The sequence below is a fragment of the Planomonospora antibiotica genome, from assembly GCF_014647955.1.
GTDB lineage: Bacteria > Actinomycetota > Actinomycetes > Streptosporangiales > Streptosporangiaceae > Planomonospora > Planomonospora parontospora.
Map to the genome: position 1 here is coordinate 55,214 of NZ_BMQE01000018.1, position 17,339 is coordinate 72,552.

20 protein-coding genes are annotated in these 17,339 nt (G+C 71.5%); 18 read left to right on the forward strand and 2 right to left on the reverse strand.

The features are described 5' to 3' along the window. Nucleotides 1-281 precede the first annotated feature (281 nt). The 11 genes from rpsP (at nucleotide 282) to dprA (ending at nucleotide 8,524) form a co-directional block, all read left to right on the forward strand. Nucleotides 282-746 carry a 30S ribosomal protein S16 gene (gene rpsP / locus IEZ06_RS18100; RefSeq protein WP_189237883.1) on the forward strand — a complete coding sequence of 155 codons (465 nt, stop codon included), beginning with the start codon at nucleotides 282-284 and terminating at the stop codon, nucleotides 744-746. Nucleotide 747: 1 nt separating this feature from the next. After that, nucleotides 748-990 carry an RNA-binding protein gene (locus IEZ06_RS18105; RefSeq protein ID WP_068895088.1) on the forward strand — a complete coding sequence of 81 codons (243 nt, stop codon included), beginning with the start codon at nucleotides 748-750 and terminating at the stop codon, nucleotides 988-990. 95 nt (nucleotides 991-1,085) lie between these two features. Next, on the forward strand, nucleotides 1,086-1,601 hold the full coding sequence (rimM, locus tag IEZ06_RS18110) for a ribosome maturation factor RimM (RefSeq protein ID WP_189237884.1): 516 nt from the start codon (nucleotides 1,086-1,088) through the stop codon (nucleotides 1,599-1,601). 2 nt (nucleotides 1,602-1,603) lie between these two features. After that, nucleotides 1,604-2,392, forward strand: coding sequence for a tRNA (guanosine(37)-N1)-methyltransferase TrmD (trmD, locus tag IEZ06_RS18115; RefSeq protein ID WP_189237885.1), 789 nt, complete (start codon nucleotides 1,604-1,606; stop codon nucleotides 2,390-2,392). A gap of 159 nt (nucleotides 2,393-2,551) precedes the next feature. Continuing rightward, nucleotides 2,552-2,905, forward strand: a complete 354-nt coding sequence (rplS, locus tag IEZ06_RS18120) for a 50S ribosomal protein L19 (protein WP_068895094.1) — start codon at nucleotides 2,552-2,554, stop codon at nucleotides 2,903-2,905. Nucleotides 2,906-3,105: 200 nt separating this feature from the next. Next, on the forward strand, nucleotides 3,106-3,975 hold the full coding sequence (gene lepB / locus IEZ06_RS18125) for a signal peptidase I (protein WP_189237886.1): 870 nt from the start codon (nucleotides 3,106-3,108) through the stop codon (nucleotides 3,973-3,975). 9 nt (nucleotides 3,976-3,984) lie between these two features. Further along, nucleotides 3,985-4,659 carry a signal peptidase I gene (gene lepB, locus IEZ06_RS18130; protein ID WP_189237887.1) on the forward strand — a complete coding sequence of 225 codons (675 nt, stop codon included), beginning with the start codon at nucleotides 3,985-3,987 and terminating at the stop codon, nucleotides 4,657-4,659. Nucleotides 4,660-4,779: 120 nt separating this feature from the next. Further along, the gene (locus tag IEZ06_RS18135; protein WP_068895098.1) at nucleotides 4,780-5,103 is read left to right on the forward strand and encodes a DUF2469 domain-containing protein; all 324 of its coding nucleotides are present in this window, start codon (nucleotides 4,780-4,782) and stop codon (nucleotides 5,101-5,103) included. Nucleotides 5,104-5,211: 108 nt separating this feature from the next. Next, complete coding sequence (locus IEZ06_RS18140; RefSeq protein WP_068895100.1) at nucleotides 5,212-5,565, forward strand: YraN family protein; 354 nt, start codon at nucleotides 5,212-5,214, stop codon at nucleotides 5,563-5,565. Nucleotides 5,566-5,687: 122 nt separating this feature from the next. Beyond that, nucleotides 5,688-7,340, forward strand: a complete 1,653-nt coding sequence (locus tag IEZ06_RS18145) for a YifB family Mg chelatase-like AAA ATPase (protein WP_189237888.1) — start codon at nucleotides 5,688-5,690, stop codon at nucleotides 7,338-7,340. Continuing rightward, the gene (dprA, locus tag IEZ06_RS18150; protein WP_229798304.1) at nucleotides 7,337-8,524 is read left to right on the forward strand and encodes a DNA-processing protein DprA; all 1,188 of its coding nucleotides are present in this window, start codon (nucleotides 7,337-7,339) and stop codon (nucleotides 8,522-8,524) included. Before IEZ06_RS18145 ends, dprA begins: the two co-directional genes overlap by 4 nt. Nucleotides 8,525-8,662: 138 nt before the next feature. Here dprA and IEZ06_RS18155 read toward each other — a convergent pair whose 3' ends face one another. Next, nucleotides 8,663-9,310, reverse strand: coding sequence for a M23 family metallopeptidase (locus tag IEZ06_RS18155; RefSeq protein WP_229798306.1), 648 nt, complete (start codon nucleotides 9,308-9,310; stop codon nucleotides 8,663-8,665). A gap of 490 nt (nucleotides 9,311-9,800) precedes the next feature. On the opposite strand from IEZ06_RS18155, the gene rpsB reads away from it, so the two are divergent. The 5 genes from rpsB (at nucleotide 9,801) to IEZ06_RS18180 (ending at nucleotide 14,193) form a co-directional block, all read left to right on the forward strand. After that, entirely contained in the window at nucleotides 9,801-10,733 is a 933-nt protein-coding gene (gene rpsB, locus IEZ06_RS18160; protein ID WP_189237890.1) for a 30S ribosomal protein S2, read from the forward strand. A 144-nt stretch (nucleotides 10,734-10,877) separates the two neighbouring features. Next, on the forward strand, nucleotides 10,878-11,711 hold the full coding sequence (gene tsf, locus IEZ06_RS18165) for a translation elongation factor Ts (protein WP_189237891.1): 834 nt from the start codon (nucleotides 10,878-10,880) through the stop codon (nucleotides 11,709-11,711). 122 nt (nucleotides 11,712-11,833) lie between these two features. After that, nucleotides 11,834-12,532 carry a UMP kinase gene (gene pyrH / locus IEZ06_RS18170; protein ID WP_068895108.1) on the forward strand — a complete coding sequence of 233 codons (699 nt, stop codon included), beginning with the start codon at nucleotides 11,834-11,836 and terminating at the stop codon, nucleotides 12,530-12,532. Between the two features lie 214 nt (nucleotides 12,533-12,746). Next, nucleotides 12,747-13,304, forward strand: a complete 558-nt coding sequence (gene frr, locus IEZ06_RS18175; RefSeq protein WP_189237892.1) for a ribosome recycling factor — start codon at nucleotides 12,747-12,749, stop codon at nucleotides 13,302-13,304. Between the two features lie 67 nt (nucleotides 13,305-13,371). Next, the gene (locus IEZ06_RS18180) at nucleotides 13,372-14,193 is read left to right on the forward strand and encodes a phosphatidate cytidylyltransferase (RefSeq protein WP_189237893.1); all 822 of its coding nucleotides are present in this window, start codon (nucleotides 13,372-13,374) and stop codon (nucleotides 14,191-14,193) included. A gap of 103 nt (nucleotides 14,194-14,296) precedes the next feature. On the opposite strand, the gene IEZ06_RS18185 is transcribed toward IEZ06_RS18180, so the two are convergent. Then, a complete protein-coding gene (locus IEZ06_RS18185; RefSeq protein WP_189237894.1) occupies nucleotides 14,297-15,379 on the reverse strand; it encodes a suppressor of fused domain protein in 1,083 nt (360 codons plus the stop codon). A 72-nt stretch (nucleotides 15,380-15,451) separates the two neighbouring features. Between IEZ06_RS18185 and rlmN the strand changes: the two genes are divergently transcribed. Beyond that, nucleotides 15,452-16,576, forward strand: coding sequence for a dual-specificity RNA methyltransferase RlmN (rlmN, locus tag IEZ06_RS18190; RefSeq protein ID WP_189237895.1), 1,125 nt, complete (start codon nucleotides 15,452-15,454; stop codon nucleotides 16,574-16,576). A 95-nt stretch (nucleotides 16,577-16,671) separates the two neighbouring features. Beyond that, on the forward strand, nucleotides 16,672-17,268 hold the full coding sequence (locus IEZ06_RS18195; protein ID WP_189237896.1) for a hypothetical protein: 597 nt from the start codon (nucleotides 16,672-16,674) through the stop codon (nucleotides 17,266-17,268). Nucleotides 17,269-17,339 lie beyond the last annotated feature (71 nt).

Here is a 17,339-nt window from a genome sequence, read left to right on the forward strand (position 1 = left end):
CGTCCGGCCCAAGTGACGCCCGGATGACGCCCGGATGACGCGGTGCGGGCGACCCCACGGGGCGCCCGCCCGAGGACTTTCCCCTTTCCGGACACGGAAGAAGGGGATCGGTTGGCCGGGCATCCCCAGATGTCTGGCACAATTGCATGTTGGAACATCGTGGCCACGCGGGCGCCCTCTAACCCCCGCCGGTCGCGCCTGTCCCTGCAGCGGCCGGCTCTTCGCGCCCCACTCGACGAGACGCCGCTGACCCACGCTCTAATGCAGGAGAGACCACACCAGTGGCAGTCAAGATCAAGCTCAAGCGGCTCGGCATGATCCGCAACCCGCAGTACCGCGTCGTCGTCGCCGACAGCCGAACCAAGCGTGACGGCCGGGCGATCGAGGAGATCGGCCTGTACCACCCGAAGGAGAACCCCTCGCGCATCGAGATCGACGCCGAGCGGGCGGCCTACTGGCTGAGTGTCGGCGCGCAGCCGACCGAGCCGGTGCTGAAGCTCCTCAAGCTCACCGGTGACTGGCAGAAGTTCAAGGGCGAGCCCGCTCCGGCTCCGCTCCTGGTCGCCGAGCCCAAGGCCGACCGCCACGCCGCCTACGAGTCCGCGGCCAAGGAGGCGCTGTCCCTGGACGCCGCCACCACGCCGAAGAAGTCGGCCAAGAAGGCCGCTCCCAAGGCCGAAGAGGCCGCCGCCGAGACCCCGGTCGAGCCGGCCGCCGCCGAGGAGAAGCCGGAAGGCGAGGCCTGAGATGCTCGAGGAGGCCCTCGAGCACCTGGTGAAGGGCATCGTCGAGCATCCCGACGACATCCAGGTTCACGCCCGCCGCATCCGCAGCGGGCGGGTGCTTGAGGTCCGGGTCCACCCCGAGGACCTGGGCAAGGTCATCGGCCGCGGTGGCCGTACGGCGAAGGCGCTCCGCACGGTGGTGAACGCCCTCGGCGACGGCAAGTACATCCGGGTCGACCTGCTCGACCTGGACGAGGCCCGCTAGGCCCCGGCCGACACGAGATCCATCGAGCGGACGGGTCACCCACCGGTGTGGGTGACCCGTCTGCTTTCTTTCGACACGACACTCAGGAGACGGGCGTGCAGCTTGTCGTAGGCCGGATCGGCCGTCCGCACGGGCTCCGCGGCGATGTGACCGTCGAGGTCCGCACCGACGACCCGGAGAGCCGCTTCGCCTCCGGGGCGGTGCTCGCCACCGACCCCGCGTCCGCCGGTCCGCTCGTCGTCGCGTCCCGGCGCTGGCACTCCGGGACCCTGCTGGTCCGCTTCGCGGGCGTGGACGACCGCGACCGGGCCGAAGACCTCCGCGGCACCATGCTCGTCGTCGACTCGGCGGACATCCCGCCCTCCGACGACCCCGACGAGTTCCACGACCACCAGCTCATCGGCCTCACCGTCGTCACCCCCGACGGGGAGCGGGCCGGCGAGGTCGTCGACGTGCTCCACCACGGCCAGGACCTGCTGGTCGTACGGCGCGGCGGCGCGGACGTCTACGTGCCGTTCGTGAAGGCGCTGGTCCCGGAGATCGACCTGGAGGCGGGGACCCTGCTCGTGGACGGGCCGCCGGGACTGCTGGACCCGGACCAGATGGCCTGACCATGCGCATCGACATCATCTCGATCTTCCCCGAGTACTTCGCCCCGCTCGACGTCTCCCTCATCGGCAAGGCCCGGGAGCGCGGCATCCTCGACGTCCGCCTGCACCAGCTCCGCGACTGGACGCACGACGTGCACCGCACCGTGGACGACACCCCCTACGGCGGCGGCCCCGGCATGGTCATGAAGCCCGGCCCGTGGGGCGAGGCCATCGACGACGTGCTCGCCGCCGATCCGGGGTCCCGGCCGCGGATCATCGTGCCGACTCCGAGCGGCGTGCCCTTCACTCAGCGGCTCGCCATGGACTACGCCGCGGAGCCGTGGCTGCTGTTCACCCCCGCGCGCTACGAGGGCATCGACTCCCGGGTCATGGCCGAGTACGGCTCGCGCCTGCGGGTGGACGAGGTCAGCATCGGCGACTACGTGCTCGCCGGAGGCGAGGCCGCGGTGCTGGTGATGGTCGAGGCCGTCGGACGGCTGCTGCCCGGGGTACTGGGCAACGCCCGCTCCGCGGTGGACGACTCGTTCGCACCCGGGGCCATGGAGAACCTGCTGGAGGGCCCGGTCTACACCAAGCCGCCAGAGTGGCGGGGCAGGGAGATCCCCGAGGTCCTGCTCTCCGGCCACCACGGGAAGATCGCCCGCTGGCGCCGGGACGAGGCGCTGCGCCGGACCGCGAGGAACCGCCCCGAGCTGCTGGCCGCGCTCGATCCGGAGAGCACGGACAAGCACGACCGGCGGCTCCTGGAGGAGCTCGGATTTCCGGTGGAGCGCGAGAATATGGCACACTGAACCATTGCCGCCGACTGCCCGCAGGCCGGCGCGCGTCGCCGGGCCGCAGCTCCCGGCTTCACGACCGACACATCAGTCCAGCATGTGCGTCCATCACGATGCCGCCCCGGCGCGGCCGGGTGGACCTCCGCGTGCTCGCGTAAATGAGGTACCACTGTCATGCACACGCTGATCACCGAGCTCGAGAAGGCCACGCTCCGCAGCGACGTCCCGGACTTCCGGCCCGGCGACACGCTCGAGGTCCACGTCCGGGTCATCGAGGGCAACCGCTCCCGTGTCCAGATCTTCAAGGGCTTCGTGCTGCGCCGTCAGGGCGGTGGCGCCCGTGAGACCTTCACCGTCCGCAAGATCAGCTACAGCGTCGGCGTCGAGCGGACCTTCCCGGTCCACAGCCCGGTCATCGAGAAGATCAACGTCGTGACGCGCGGTGACGTCCGTCGCGCCAAGCTCTACTACATGCGCGACCTGCGCGGCAAGGCCGCCCGCATCCGCGAGAAGCGCGAAGCCCGCTAGTCGCACGCGGTGTCGCCCCGGCCCGCCTCCCTCTGGGAGGCGGGCCGGTCGCATGTCCGGGCATGCGGCCTGCGCGGGCGACCGTACCGCCGGGAGCCGGAGGAACGCGCGGAGACGGGACAACGCTGATGCAATCAGGGGCGGCCCTTAACCCGCGGCCTCGGCCATCGCGCCTCCGCCATCATCTAGGCTCGTCAGCGATGACTAACGAGGGCCAGGCAAGCGGCGGGGAATCGCCCCGGTCTGTCGAGGACGAGGTGGACGTGGTCGCGGAAGACACCAAGAAGACCGCCAAGGGCGGCAAGGACAAGAAGAAGGGCTCCTTCTGGAAGGAGTTGCCCGTCTTGGTGGTCGTCGCGCTGCTGCTCGCGCTCGTCATCAAGACCTTCATCGTCCAGGCCTTCTACATCCCGTCGGAGTCGATGGAGAACACCCTCCTGAAGAACGACCGGGTCCTGGTCAACAAGCTCGTCTACCACGTCCGCGACATCGAGCGCGGCGACGTGGTGGTCTTCTCCGGCGTGGACTCCTGGGACGGCGAGGTGCAGATCGAGGAGCCGTCCAACCCCTTCGCGGCCTTCTTCCACTGGGTCGGCACCGCCTTCGGCGTGGTGCCCGGTGAGAAGGACTACATCAAGCGGGTCATCGGCGTTCCGGGGGACGTCGTGAAGTGCTGTGACAAGCAGGGCCGGGTCACGGTCAACGGGGTGGCCCTCGACGAGAGGCAGTACCTCTACCCGCACGACCAGCCGGCCATGGACGACTTCGAGATCAAGGTCCCGCCGGGCCGGCTGTGGGTCATGGGCGACCACCGGGGGGTCTCCCTCGACTCCCGGGCGCACCAGGGCGATCCCGGCGGCGGGACGATCCCGATCGACCAGGTGATCGGCCGGGCGTTCGTCATCGTCTGGCCCTTCTCCAGGGCCACGACTCTCCCCATTCCTGACACGTTCAGCCAGCCGGCGCTGAACGCCGCCGCAGCCGTGGGAGGGGCGACCCCGCTCCTCGCGGGCTTCGCCGGGGCGGTTCCGCTGGTGCTGTGGCGTCGTCGCCGACGCGCGAGGCGGTAGCCGTACCCCATGACAGTCGAACCCGACAACAAGCAGGACGACGTGCCGGAGGACGAGGGCGGGCCCGGCCCGGACGACGGGCGGGACGAGGGCCCCGGCGGTGGCCGGGACGGGTCCTCCCGCAAGGGCAGCCTGCGTGAGACGCTGATCCTGCTGGTCTCCGGCGTCGTCGTGGCGCTGCTGCTCCAGGCGTTCGTCTTCCAGTCCTTCTGGATCCCCTCGGAGTCGATGGAGAACACCCTCGTCGAGGACGACCGGGTGGTCGTCAACAAGCTGCACGGCGCGACCGAGCGCGGCGACGTGGTGGTCTTCAAGGGGTGGGACGGCGAGGACACCATCAAGAGGGTCATCGCGATCGGCGGCGACACCGTCAGGTGCTGCGACGCCCAGAAGCGGATCACCGTGAACGGCGTGCCGATCGAGGAGAAGGACTACCTCCACCCTGACGACCTCCCCTCGGGGGACGCGTTCGAGAAGGTGGTCCCGAAGGGCCGCCTGTGGGTCATGGGCGACCACCGCTCGCAGTCCCGCGACTCCCGCAGCTGGGAGGAGCAGGCGGGCGACGGCACGATCTCGGAGGACGACGTGATCGGGCGGGCCTTCGCGATCTACTGGCCGTTCTCGCGGGCGGCGATCCTCTCCACTCCCGAGACGTTCACCAGGACGTTCACCAAGGGCGGATAGCCCGCTTCCGGTGGAGAGGGCGGTGAGGTCTGGCCGGACGGGACCGATGGGTGAGAATGAAGTGGGGGCCGGCGTCGCCTGATCGGGCGGGCCGGAAAGGCGTGTGACAGGAGGACCGGTATGAGCGCAGAGGATCTCGAGAAATATGAGACCGAGATGGAGCTGCAGCTTTACCGCGAATACCGCGACGTGGTCGGCCTGTTCACCTACGTCGTGGAGACCGAGCGGCGCTTCTATCTCACCAACTCCGTCGACCTGGACGTCCGCACGGCCGAGAACGGCGACGTGTTCTTCGACGTGAAGATGCAGGACGCCTGGGTCTGGGACATGTACCGGCCGGCCAGGTTCGTCAAGAACGTCCGCGTGGTCACCTTCAAGGACGTCAACGTCGAGGAGCTGGCCAAGTCCGACCTGGAGATGCCGAAGGAGGGCTTCTCCGGCTGAGGACTTCTCCACAGGCGCCCCCGCCTCCGGCCGGATGTCCACAGAGTCAGGCTCGGGCGGACCGTGAGGCCGTGAGCTGAGCGAAGGTCTGGAACCGGAGGTGGTTCCATGGCCGCGAAGGACGAGCTCGGCAGGCACGGCGAGCAGATCGCCGTCGACTATCTGCAGGCGCACGGCATGCAGATCCTGGATCGCAACTGGCGGTGCCGGGCCGGTGAGATCGACGTGGTCGCCCGGGACGGGCGGGCACTCGTCGTGGTGGAGGTGAAGACCCGCTCCGGGCGGAGCCACGGCACCGCCTTCGAGGCGGTGACCGGGGCGAAGCTGGCCCGGCTGCGCGGGCTGGCCGGTAGGTGGCTGGGCGGGCGGTGCGAGCGGTTCGACTCCGTCCGGGTCGACGTGGTGGCGCTGGAGCGCTTCGCGGGGGAGTTCGTCATCCGCCACGAGCGGGGGGTGTGCTGATGCCCTCCGAGCCGTTCTCCGCGTCCTCCGGGTCGTCCCGTGTGCCCTCCGGACCGTCAGCCGGGCGGCCGGACGCCCCCGGGCTGTCGTGGATCGTCCGCCCTGTCCCGGGGGTGGTGTGAGTGACCGTCGCACGCACGCACTGCGTCTGCCTGATCGGGGTCACCGGGCACGTGGTCGACGTCGAGGCCGACGTCGGCAGCGGTGTGGCGGGCACGCATCTGATCGGCATGCTCGACACCGCGCTGAGCGAGGCGCGCGACCGGGTCCGCTCGGCGGTGGTCAACAGCCGTCACGCCTGGCCGGACGCGCGCATCACCGTGAGCCTGTTCCCCGCGAGCCTGCCCAAGCGCGGCAGCATGTTCGACCTGGCGATCGCGGTGGCGCTGCTCGCCGCGGCGGGGATCGTGCCCAGGCAGCGGGTCGCCCCGCTGTTCTTCCTCGGCGAGCTCGGTCTCGACGGGTCGGTCAGACCGGTGCGGGGCGTGCTCCCCGCCGTGCTGGCCGCGGTCGCCGCCGGCGCCCGCACGGTCGTCGTCCCTGCGGGCAACGCGGCCGAGGCGGGCCTGGTGCCGGACGTGACGGTGGTCCCGGTCCGGGCGCTGGCCGACCTGGTGGGCTGGCTGCGTGCCGGCGACCCCGGCGGCCCGCCCCGTTCCGATGGTGTCCCGGCGGACGGCGGGACCGGATCCGGTCAGGGGAGCGGAGCCGGTGCCCCGGACGGTCCGGACGGCTGGGACGGTCCGGGGCCGCCGGACGAGCCGGACGGGCGGGGCGGCGCGGACCGGCCCGGAGGGGAGGGCTCCGCCGGGACCGCTCCCGACCTGAGCGACGTGGCAGGTCAGCCCTTCGCCCGCCGGGCCCTGGAGATCTGCGCAGCCGGAGGCCACAACCTCTGGATGCTGGGAGCACCGGGAACCGGGAAGACCATGCTCGCCGAACGGCTCCCGACCCTCCTCCCGGCTCTGGAACGCGACCAGGCGCTCGAGGTGACGGCGATCCACTCGGTCGCCGGGACGCTCCCGGCCGACCGGCCGATGCTGACCCGTCCGCCCTTCATGGCGCCCCATCACACGGCGACCATCGCGGCCGTCATCGGCGGCGGCAGCGGGACGATCCAGCCTGGTGCGGTCTCGCTGGCCCACGGAGGGGTCCTGTTCCTGGACGAAGCCCCCGAATTCGCGATGAGCGTCCTCGACGCGCTCCGCCAGCCCCTCGAGTCGGGCCGGGTGACGGTGTCCAGGTCGCTGGGCTCGGTCACGTTCCCGGCCAGGTTCATGCTCGTGCTGGCGGCCAACCCGTGCCCGTGCGCGCAGCCGTCCCGGCCGGGGGAGCCCTGCCGGTGCTCCCCCAGTGCCCGCCGCCGCTACCTGGCCCGGCTCTCCGGCCCGTTGCTGGACCGCGTCGACGTCAAGGTGACCTTGGTACGGGCGACCCGGCGGGAGCTGCTCGCCGACCGCCGGTTCATCGAGCCGAGCCGGACGGTGGCCGAGCGGGTGCTCCTGGCCAGAGAACGGGCCGCGAAGCGGTTCGCGGGCAGGCCCTGGAGACGCAACGCGGAGGTGCCCACCGGCGCCCTGCACACCGACTACCGGCTGTCGGCGAAGGTGATGTCACCGCTGCTGAGATGTCTGGACAACGGCGTGCTGAGCGCCCGGGGACTCGACCGGGTGCTCAGGGTCGCCTGGACGCTGGCGGATCTGAAGGACGGCGGCAGGCCCAGGGCCGAGGAGGTCAACGCGGCGCTCGGGTTGTGGCTGGGGGAGGAACGGTGAGGGAACGGCTCGCACGGGTCACATTGATGCGGCTGGCCGAGCCCGGTGACGCGGTGATGGGCAGGCTCGTGGCCTCCTGCGGTCCGGAGGCGGCCGTCGAGCAGGTCCGGCGGGGGGCTCTGGACCCGGAGTTCGTCCGGTGGTTCGCGAGCACCCGGCGCGGACGCTCGGCAGGCGGCACAGGGGAGGCGGACGTGCGGCTCGACCGGATCCTCGCCGCCTGGGCGGCCCGGCTGGAGGCGGCGGACCCCGCCGGAGACCTGGCCGCGGGCGAACGGGCGGGAGCCCGCCTGGTCGTGCCGGGTGAGCCGGAGTGGCCCACCCAGCTGGACGACCTGCTGGACTCCCGGCCCCATGCCCTGTGGCTGCACGGGCAGGCGAACCTGCGCTTCGCCTGCATCCGGTCGGTCGCGATCGTCGGCTCCAGGGCCGCCACCCCCTACGGGGCGCATGTCGCGGCGGAGTTCGGTGCGGGGCTGAGCGAGCGGGGACACGGGGTGGTCTCCGGGGGCGCGTACGGCGTCGACGGCGCGGCCCACCGCGGAGCCCTCGCGGGGGGCGCGCCCACCGTCGCCGTGCTCGCCTGCGGCACCGACGTCTCCTATCCCAGCGCGCACCACGACCTGTTCGAGGTCGTGCGGACTCGGGGTCTGATGGTGAGCGAGAGCCCCATGGGGGTGCGGCCCACCCGGCCGCGTTTCCTCGTCCGCAACCGGATCATCGCCGCGCTGGCCCGGGGGACGGTGGTCATCGAGGCGGCCGTGCGCAGCGGAGCGCTCAACACGGCCGGTCACGCGGTCGCACTGAACCGGATCCTGGCCGCCGTGCCGGGGCCGGTGACCTCCGACACCTCCACCGGGTGCCACCGGCTGATCCGCCAGGGCGCGGCGACCTGCGTCACCACCCCAGCGGAGATGGCCGAGCTGGTCGGAGCCATCGGAAGCGACCTGGCTCCCGAGCCGAGAGGCCCGGTTCTCCCGCGCGACCGGCTCGCTCCCGAGGTCCGCCGGGTCCTGGAGGCGGTGCCCGCGCGGATCGGGGCGGGCCCGGCGGTGATCGCGGTGGAGGCGGGCGTCGATCTGGAGACGGTGCTCTCCTGCCTGGGCGGGCTGGCCGCCGCCGGATACGTCGAGAAGACCTCCCGGGGCTGGCGCCTGTGCCCGGAGGAGCCTTCCAGCGGGTAGGCGGCCCGGAGAGCCTTCCGCCGTCAGGGGGCCCGGCGGAGCGGTGCCGCCCAGGGGACTTCACCGGTCCGGAGCGGTGCGTCAGGGAGCTCCGCCGGTCCGGAGCGGTGCCGTCAGGAGGCCCGGCGGAGCGGTGCGTCAGGGGGCTCCGCCGGTCCGGAGCGGTAGGAGCCGGACCTGACCGTGGCCCAGGAGGAGCAGCGGGTCGAGATAGCGCCGGCCGTGGAGCAGGCCCCAGTGCAGGCAGCCGGTCGGGCAGTGCCCGGCCGCGGCTTCGACCGTGCCGATGACCTCGCCCCGTTCGATCGCCTGGCCGTGCCGCACCGACGCGCGGACCGGGAGGTAGGTGGTGCGCAGGCCTGCGGAGTGGAGCACGGTGACGACACCGCGACCGGCGAGGGGGCCGGCGTAGCCGACCGTCCCCGGGCCCGCCGCGTGGACCGGGGTGCCGGAGGGTGCGGCGAGGTCGACGCCCCGGTGCCCGGAGAGCCAGGGCTGAGGGGGAGGGGCGAAGGCCCGCAGGATCCGGGGGCGTCCAGGGAGCGGCCACGCCCAGCGAGCCGCGGCCGCCGGCCCGCTCCGGGGCGTGTCCGCCGGCGTGGCGGGTGGTTCAGCGGCGGCGGGCTCCACGCCTGCGGGGCTCGGGGAGGGACGCCCGGACGCGGTCGCCCGGTCCATCACGCGATCTGCCGCGCGGTCCGTCGCACGAGTCGCGTCGGTGGGCTCCGGAGTCGCGGCCAGGAGCGCCGGCAGAAGGGCCAGGGCCGGGAGGGAACGGGAGGTCACAGGCGCAAGCATGAACGGCGGAGGTCCGCCCGCGCTGCGGCGAACGGGATTCTGTGGACAGACCGGCGGCGTTGCGAATGTGGCAGGGACAGACCGGCGGTGTTGCGGATGTGGCAGGGACAGACCGGCGGTGTTGCGGATGTGGCGGGGGCGGATCGGCGGATCGGCGGGTCGGTGGTGTTGCGGACGTGGCGGGGGCGGACGGCGGGTGCGCTCCGGCCTCCCGGACCGGGGGCCGACGGCCGCCTCCACGCGGTGGTCGGGCGTGGTTTGACCCTGAAAGGTCAGGGTGCGGCGCCGCGGCGGGTACACTTTCCGATGGCCTGTAACTCACGGGCTGACTTCGCATGCCCCATCCGGGGCCGTTTCCCTCGGTCCGGGCGAGAGCCCGGCTGGAGCGGTCCGGGGGCATCAGGGCGGTGGCCGAAGGCCGCCGCGTCAACCGAGAACAGCGCTCAGCGATGGGCGCCCCGACCTGGAGGACAATCACATGTCCACCCCCGTCGTCACCATGCGACAGCTGCTCGAGAGCGGCGTGCACTTCGGTCACCAGACCCGGCGCTGGAACCCGAAGATGAAGCGCTTCATCTTCACCGAGCGCAACGGCATCTACATCATCGACCTGCAGAAGTCGCTCGCCTTCATCGACCGGGCGTACGACTTCGTCAAGGAGACCGTCGCGCACGGCGGCACGATCATGTTCATCGGCACGAAGAAGCAGGCGCAGGAGGCCATCGCCGAGCAGGCCGCCCGCGTCGGCATGCCGTACGTCAACCAGCGCTGGCTGGGCGGCATGCTCACCAACTTCTCCACCGTGCACAAGAGGCTCCAGCGCCTCAAGGAGCTCGAGGAGCTCGACTTCGACAACGTCGCCGCGTCGGGGCTCACCAAGAAGGAGCTCCTCATGCGCCGCCGCGAGAAGGAGAAGCTGGAGCGCACCCTCGGCGGCATCCGCGACATGTCCCGCGTGCCCAGCGCGGTGTGGGTCGTCGACACCAAGAAGGAGCACATCGGGATCAGCGAGGCCCGCAAGCTCAACATCCCGGTCGTCGCGATCCTCGACACCAACTGCGACCCCGACGAGGTCGACTACCCGATCCCGGGTAACGACGACGCCATCCGCGCCGTCGGCCTGCTGACCCGCGTCGTCGCCGACGCCGTCGCCGCCGGCCTCATGGCCCGCGCCGGTGCGGCCCGCGGCGGCGAGGACAAGCCGGCCGTCGCCGGTGGCGCCGAGCCGCTGGCCGAGTGGGAGCAGGAGCTTCTCGCGGGCGCCCCCGAGGCCGAGGCCGCCCCGGCCGCCGAGACCGAGGCGGAGGCCGCCCCGGCCGCCGAGGCCGAGACCGAGGCGGAGGCCGCCCCGGCCGCCGAGAACGACGCCGACGCCGAGGCCGCCCCGGCCGCCGACGCCGAGCAGGCCTAGTTCCTCCTCGTACGGCGCAGCCGTACGACTCGCAAGGCTCTTTCCGGGTGGGCGTGCCCGTCGCGGGGACGCCCACCCGATCCACCCAGCCTGATCTCGTGCCGACTCTCTGAGATCAGTGACGACTCCCACGAGGAAAAGACAATGGCTTCCGTGAACATGGCCGACGTCAAGCGGCTTCGTGAGCTGACCGCGGCCGGCATGATGGACTGCAAGAAGGCTCTGGAGGAGTCCGAGGGCGACTTCGACCGCGCCGTCGAGCTCCTGCGCCTCAAGGGCGCCAAGGACGTCGGCAAGCGCGAGGCGCGCACCGCCTCCAACGGCCTGGTCGCCCTGAAGCAGGACGGCGACTCCGTCGCCGCGCTGCTGGAGCTCAACTGCGAGACCGACTTCGTGGCCAAGGGCGAGCGCTTCCAGGAGGTCGCGGCGCAGGTCGTCGAGCACGTCCTGGCGACCAAGCCGGCCGACGTCCCCACCCTGCTCGAGTCGCAGCTCAACGGCAAGACCGTCAAGGAGCTGCTGGACGAGACCAACGCCGCGCTCGGTGAGAAGATCGAGATCCGGCGCTTCGCGGTCCTCGAGGGCGGCTACGTCGGCGCCTACATGCACCGGACCGACCCGCAGCTCCCGCCGGCGGTCGGTGTCCTCGTGCAGCTCGACGCCGCCAACGCCCAGGTCGCCAAGGACATCGCGCAGCACGCCGCCGCGATGGCCCCGAAGTACCTCAGCCCTGAGCAGGTCCCCGCGGACGTCATCGAGAAGGAGCGCGCGCTCTTCGAGGAGATGACCCGCGAGGAGGGCAAGCCCGAGGCCGCCATCGGCAAGATCGTCGACGGCCGCGTCAACGGCTGGTACAAGGACTTCACCCTGCTCCAGCAGGCGTTCGTGAAGGACAACAAGAAGTCCATCCAGAAGTTCGCCGAGGAGAACGGCGTCAAGGTCGAGGCCTTCGTCCGCTTCAAGGTCGGCCAGGCTTAGGCTTAGACCAGCTTCTCTCAGCAGAACACCCCTACGAGGAGGCCGCCGTCGTGCAGGAGAATCCAGAACCCGCTGCGTCGGCGGTTTCGTCGTATGCGGGCACGCTTCGCTGGAAGCGCGTCATGCTGAAGCTGTCCGGCGAGGCCTTCGCCGGCAGCGAGCCGATGGGCATCGACCCGGTCGTGGTCGGCCACCTGGCCGACTCGATCGCGGAGGCGGTCCGCGGGGGCGTGCAGGTCGCGGTCGTGGTCGGCGGGGGCAACATGTTCCGCGGCGCGGCCCTGTCCGCGGGCGGCATGGACCGCGCCCGGGCCGACTACATGGGCATGCTCAGCACCGTCATCAACTGCCTGGCGCTCCAGGACTTCCTGGAGAAGCGGGGCATCGAGACCCGCGTCCAGACGGCCATCACCATGCAGCAGGTGGCCGAGCCCTTCCTGCCCCGCCGCGCCATCCGCCACCTCGAGAAGGGGCGGGTGGTGATCTTCGGCGCGGGACTGGGCTCGCCGTTCTTCTCCACCGACACCTGCGCCGCCCAGCGCGCGCTGGAGATCGGCGCCCAGGCGCTGCTCAAGGGCACCCAGGTGGACGGTGTCTACGACGCCGACCCCCGGAAGAACCCCGACGCCGTCAGGTTCGATCATCTCGAATATGGTGAGGTGCTGACCCGCGGCCTCGGCGTCATGGACGCCACCGCCATCAGCCTCTGCATGGACAACGGCCTGCCGATCGTCGTCTTCGACCTCATGGGCGAGGGCAACATCCTGCGGGCGGTGCACGGTGAGAAGATCGGCACACTGGTGAGTCCGGCAGGGAAATAGGAAGCGAACCTGACGAGCGAGCGGAGCGGTACGCGACGGAGGAGCGGCCCGCGAAGCGCGTGAGGAGGGCGAGTGACCAGAAGACAGGGAGCGAGCCCGACGGAGCGAGCGGAGCGGTACGCGGCACGGGTCCGCCGGAGGTGATCCTCCGGCGGGCGGCGGCCCGCGAAGCGAGTGAGGAATGGTGAGTGACCCAGAAGACTAGGGAGCCGCTGTGATCGACGAAACCCTCCTCGAAGCCGAGGAAAAGATGGACAAGGCCATCGGGGTGGCGAAGGACGACTTCGCCGGCATCCGCACGGGCCGCGTCACCCCGTCGATGTTCAACAAGATCAGCGCTGAGTACTACGGGACGATCACTCCCATTCAGCAGCTGGCCTCGTTCCACGTCCCCGAGGCTCGCATGGTCATCATCCAGCCCTACGACAAGGGCTCGATGGCCGCGATCGAGCGCGCGATCCGGGACTCCGACCTGGGCGTCAACCCGGGCAACGACGGCAATGTCATCCGGGTGGCCTTCCCCGAGCTGTCGGAGGAGCGCCGCAAGGAGTACATCAAGGTGGCCCGCACCAAGGCCGAGCAGTCCAAGGTCTCGGTGCGCAACATCCGCCGCCACGCCAAGGAGGTCCTCGACAAGCTGGTCAAGGACGGCGAGGCCGGCGAGGACGAGGTGCGTCGCGCGGAGAAGGAGCTCGACGACCTGACCCAGAAGCATGTCGCCAAGATCGACGAGCTGCTCAAGCACAAGGAAGCCGAGCTGCTCGAAGTCTGAGCCCGATCCTTGTCCTGCGCGGGCACTCCGCGCGGGACAAGGATTTTGTGTATGAGAGTGGGACCCCTTGGAATCTGCGGCGGGCGGTAGCCGTACCGGCCGGAATCTCCCCGCCGCGGTCGCGGTCGGGGCCGGTCTGGGAGCGGCGGTCATCCTCTCCCTCTACTACGTCGAGGAGCTCTTCCTCGCCGTGGTGCTCGTGGCGGTGGGCGCCGGGGTGGTGGAACTGGTCCGGTCGCTCGCGACCAGGGACATCCGCGTCCCGGTGGTCCCGGTGCTGGCCGCGCTGGCCGCGATGCTCGCCGGGGGCTACTGGGGCGGGCCGGTCTGGCTCGTCGGCGTCTTCGCTACGGCCCTGCTGGTCCTGATGATCTGGCGGATGTTCGCCGGAACCGAGGGCTACGTCCGCGACACCGCCGCGACGGTCCTGGTCACCGCCTACCCGGCGCTGCTCGCCGGGTTCGTGGCGCTGCTGCTCGCCCAGGACCAGGGGCCGGACCGGGTGGTGGTCTTCATCGCCACCACCGTCGCCAGCGACATCGGCGGCTACTTCGCCGGAGTGCTCTTCGGCCGGCACAAGATGTCCCCGGTGATCAGCCCGAAGAAGACCTGGGAGGGCTTCGCGGGGTCGGCCCTGGCCTGCATGGCCGTCGGCGGCTGGCTGACGGCGTGGCTGCTGGAGGCCGAGGTCTGGAAGGGCGTGCTGATCGGCGCGGTCGTCGTGGTCGCCGCCACGCTCGGCGACCTGGTCGAGTCGGTGATCAAGCGGGACCTCGGGATCAAGGACATGAGCAGCGTGCTGCCCGGTCACGGCGGGATGATGGACCGCCTCGACTCCCTGGTCGCCGCGCTCATCCCGGTCTGGGCGCTGCTCACCCTGCTGGTCTGAGCGCTCTGCTGGTCTCTGAGGGCCCTGATGATCTGAGGGTCTTGCGGTCTTGAGCGCCTCATGGGCCCGGCCGCCCGCGGGTGCCCCGCGCCGGCGGCCGGGCCTAGCCCGTCCTCAGCAGCCGGTCGGCCGAGAGCCGGGGCGCCAGCGCCCGGTAGCCGTCCGACGCCGTCAGCCGGAGCTCGCCCGCGGTGACCGGGAGCAGCCAGAGCCAGCGCACGACGTCCCCGCCGAAGGTGAAGCCCGACAGGTCGGGCAGGCCGGGCAGCCGGGAGAGCAGGACGACGCCGCTGTAGTCCGGCCCCAGCGGGAACGTCTCCGGCCGGTGGTACCAGTGGGCGGTGTGCCCGTCGCCGAGCCAGGTGACCGAATGCCACGGATACTGGCCCAGCCAGACCAGCAGCCGGGCGGCCTCCCGGGGGTCCCCGCGGGTGGCGGTGGCGAGCTCGATCCTGGCGTAGGCGTCGGGCCGGTCGATGTACCGCTCGACCGAGGGCATGCGCTGGCAGCTCATGCCGACGGTGGACAGGATCGTGTGCCCGCGGCCCCGCTCCGGCGGGCGCTCGGTGATGCCCACGGCGGGGAGCCGCCCGCCGCCCGCGTCCCAGAACCGGCCCGCGGATCCGACGGCCCGGTCCAGGTGGCCCATCACGAACTGCTGGAACGAGGCCCAGGAGCCGTCGCCCGCGCGCCACTCCCAGTAGGACCGGGCCGCCGCCAGGCGCGGGGCCAGCTCGTCGCGGGCGTCCGCCAGCGACCAGGCGAACGGGGTCTCACCGATCATGTCGCGCGCGTATCCCGGCATGCCCCTGCCGATGTCGGCCCAGCCCGGAATGACCGCGAGGAGCTCGTCGTTCTCGTAGAGGGCGACGCCGTCGCCCTCCTCGAACCAGAGAGGCCGGAGGGATCCCAGCGGCGGTCTGCCCGAGGGGTGCCGGGTGTTCGCCCGGGGCACCACGGGAGGCAGCCCGGCGTCCAGGCGGACCGGATCGGCCGAGGGCGGGGCGGGCACGTGGTTGGCCAGCCAGACCGCTCCGTGCACGGTGCCGCCGGACGCGCACAGGTAAGCTACCGAGGACATCTCGTCGCGCTCGACCACCAGGGTCCGGCTCCCGTAGGGATTGACGTCGGTGAGCACGACCTCGACGCCGTCTCCCCTCGTCTCTGAGGGGCGGAATGTCGCCATACCTCCGGACTCTAGATCAGGGTCGAGCACCGCTTCGAGTATTCGCGCAACCGTCGAGAGAAGGCATTGGACGTGTCGACCACCAGCCAGACCGGGACCCCCGCCCCCGGCCAGCTCACCTTCGTGGCGCCCCGCCGGGCCAAGCCCGCGCGCCACCTGGCCGACCTGACCATGGCCGAGCGCCGGGCCGCGGTCGCCGAACTGGGGGAGAAGCCGTTCCGCGCCGACCAGCTCTCACGGCACTACTTCGACCGCCTCAACGGCGACCCGACCACGATGACCGACCTGCCCGCCGCGGCGCGCGAGAAGCTCGGCACCGCCCTGTTCCCGCGGCTGCTGACGCCGGTCCGGGAGATCACCTGCGACGGCGGCACCACCCGCAAGACGCTGTGGCGGCTCTTCGACGGCGCGCTGGTCGAGTCCGTGCTCATGCGCTACAGCGACCGCACCACGATGTGCGTCTCCTCGCAGGCGGGCTGCGGCATGAACTGCCCGTTCTGCGCCACCGGCCAGGCGGGCCTGACCCGGAACATGTCGACCGCCGAGATCGTCGAGCAGGTCGTCGCCGGGGCGCGCGAGCTGGCGAACGGCGAGGTCCCCGGCGGTCCCGGCCGGGTCGGCAACGTGGTCTTCATGGGCATGGGCGAGCCGCTGGCCAACTACAAGGCCGTCATCGGCGCGGTCCGCCGGCTGGTCGAGCCCGCCCCCGAGGGCCTGGGCATCTCCGCGCGCGGTGTCACGGTCTCCACCGTCGGCCTGGTCCCCGCAATCGGCAAGCTCGCCGCCGAAGGGCTGCCGGTGACGCTGGCGGTCTCCCTGCACGCCCCCGACGACGAGCTCCGCGACACCCTGGTGCCGATCAACACCCGGTGGAAGGTCGCCGAGGTGCTCGACGCGGCCTGGGACTACGCCGCCAGGACCAAGCGCCGCGTCTCCATCGAGTACGCCCTGATCAAGGACATCAACGACCAGGAGTGGCGGGCCGACCTGCTCGGCAAGCTCATCAGGAACAAGCTCGTGCACGTCAACCTGATCCCGCTCAACCCCACCCCCGGTTCCAAGTGGACGGCCTCGCGCCCCGAGGACGAGCGGGCCTTCGTCCGCCGCCTGGAGTACCACGGTGTCCCGGTCACGGTCCGCGACACCCGCGGCCGCGAGATCGACGGTGCCTGCGGCCAGCTCGCCGCCGCCGAGTAGGGGGGCGCGGCGGTCTTCCCGGACGGGAGGCCGGGGCGCGATCGTCACCAGAGGGATACAAGTGCCACACAAGTGCACTGCTGGATCCTCAGAGGGTGAACATCGTACGAATCTCCCTGACGGCGCTGATGGCAGGCGTCCTGACGGGATGCACCTATTCCGTTGAGGCCGACCTGACGGCCGGTTCCGCCGAGGCCGGCCCGACGGCCGGCACCGAGACGACCAAGGCACCCGGCTCCTTCGCCGAACCGTTCCCCGAGAGACTGTTCACGATGGACCGCGTCTCCGTCGAGCCCGCCGCGGGAGACGACGTGATCCCGGACGGACCGCACCACAAGTCCGCCGGTGGGCAGCTCACCGTGACCTACCGGAGCGGTTCGGGGGTCACCGCGGGCCAGCAGGTCACCGCCACCGGATCGCAGGCCCAGGTGAGCGACCTCAAGGGCGCCCTGGACTGGTTGACCGGGAAGGCGGGCAAGCCCGCCGGCGCGAGGACGGACTGGGTCCCCGTGAGCCCCGGCTCGTCCCCCGCCGCGGCCGCCTGCCAGAACCTCGCCGAGGGGGAGGGCACCCGCTGCTACTGGGTCGACGCCGACACCGTGGGCTACCTGCACATGTCGAAGGAGGCCGCGCCGTACATCCCCTTCGGCAAGACCAGGATCGCGCTGGAGGACCTGGAGGAGAAGCGGTGACGCGGCCCCGCCCCGCACTGTCCTGAGGCATGATCGGTCTGGGGGTTACGGGTGGATGTGTCCGTCATCCG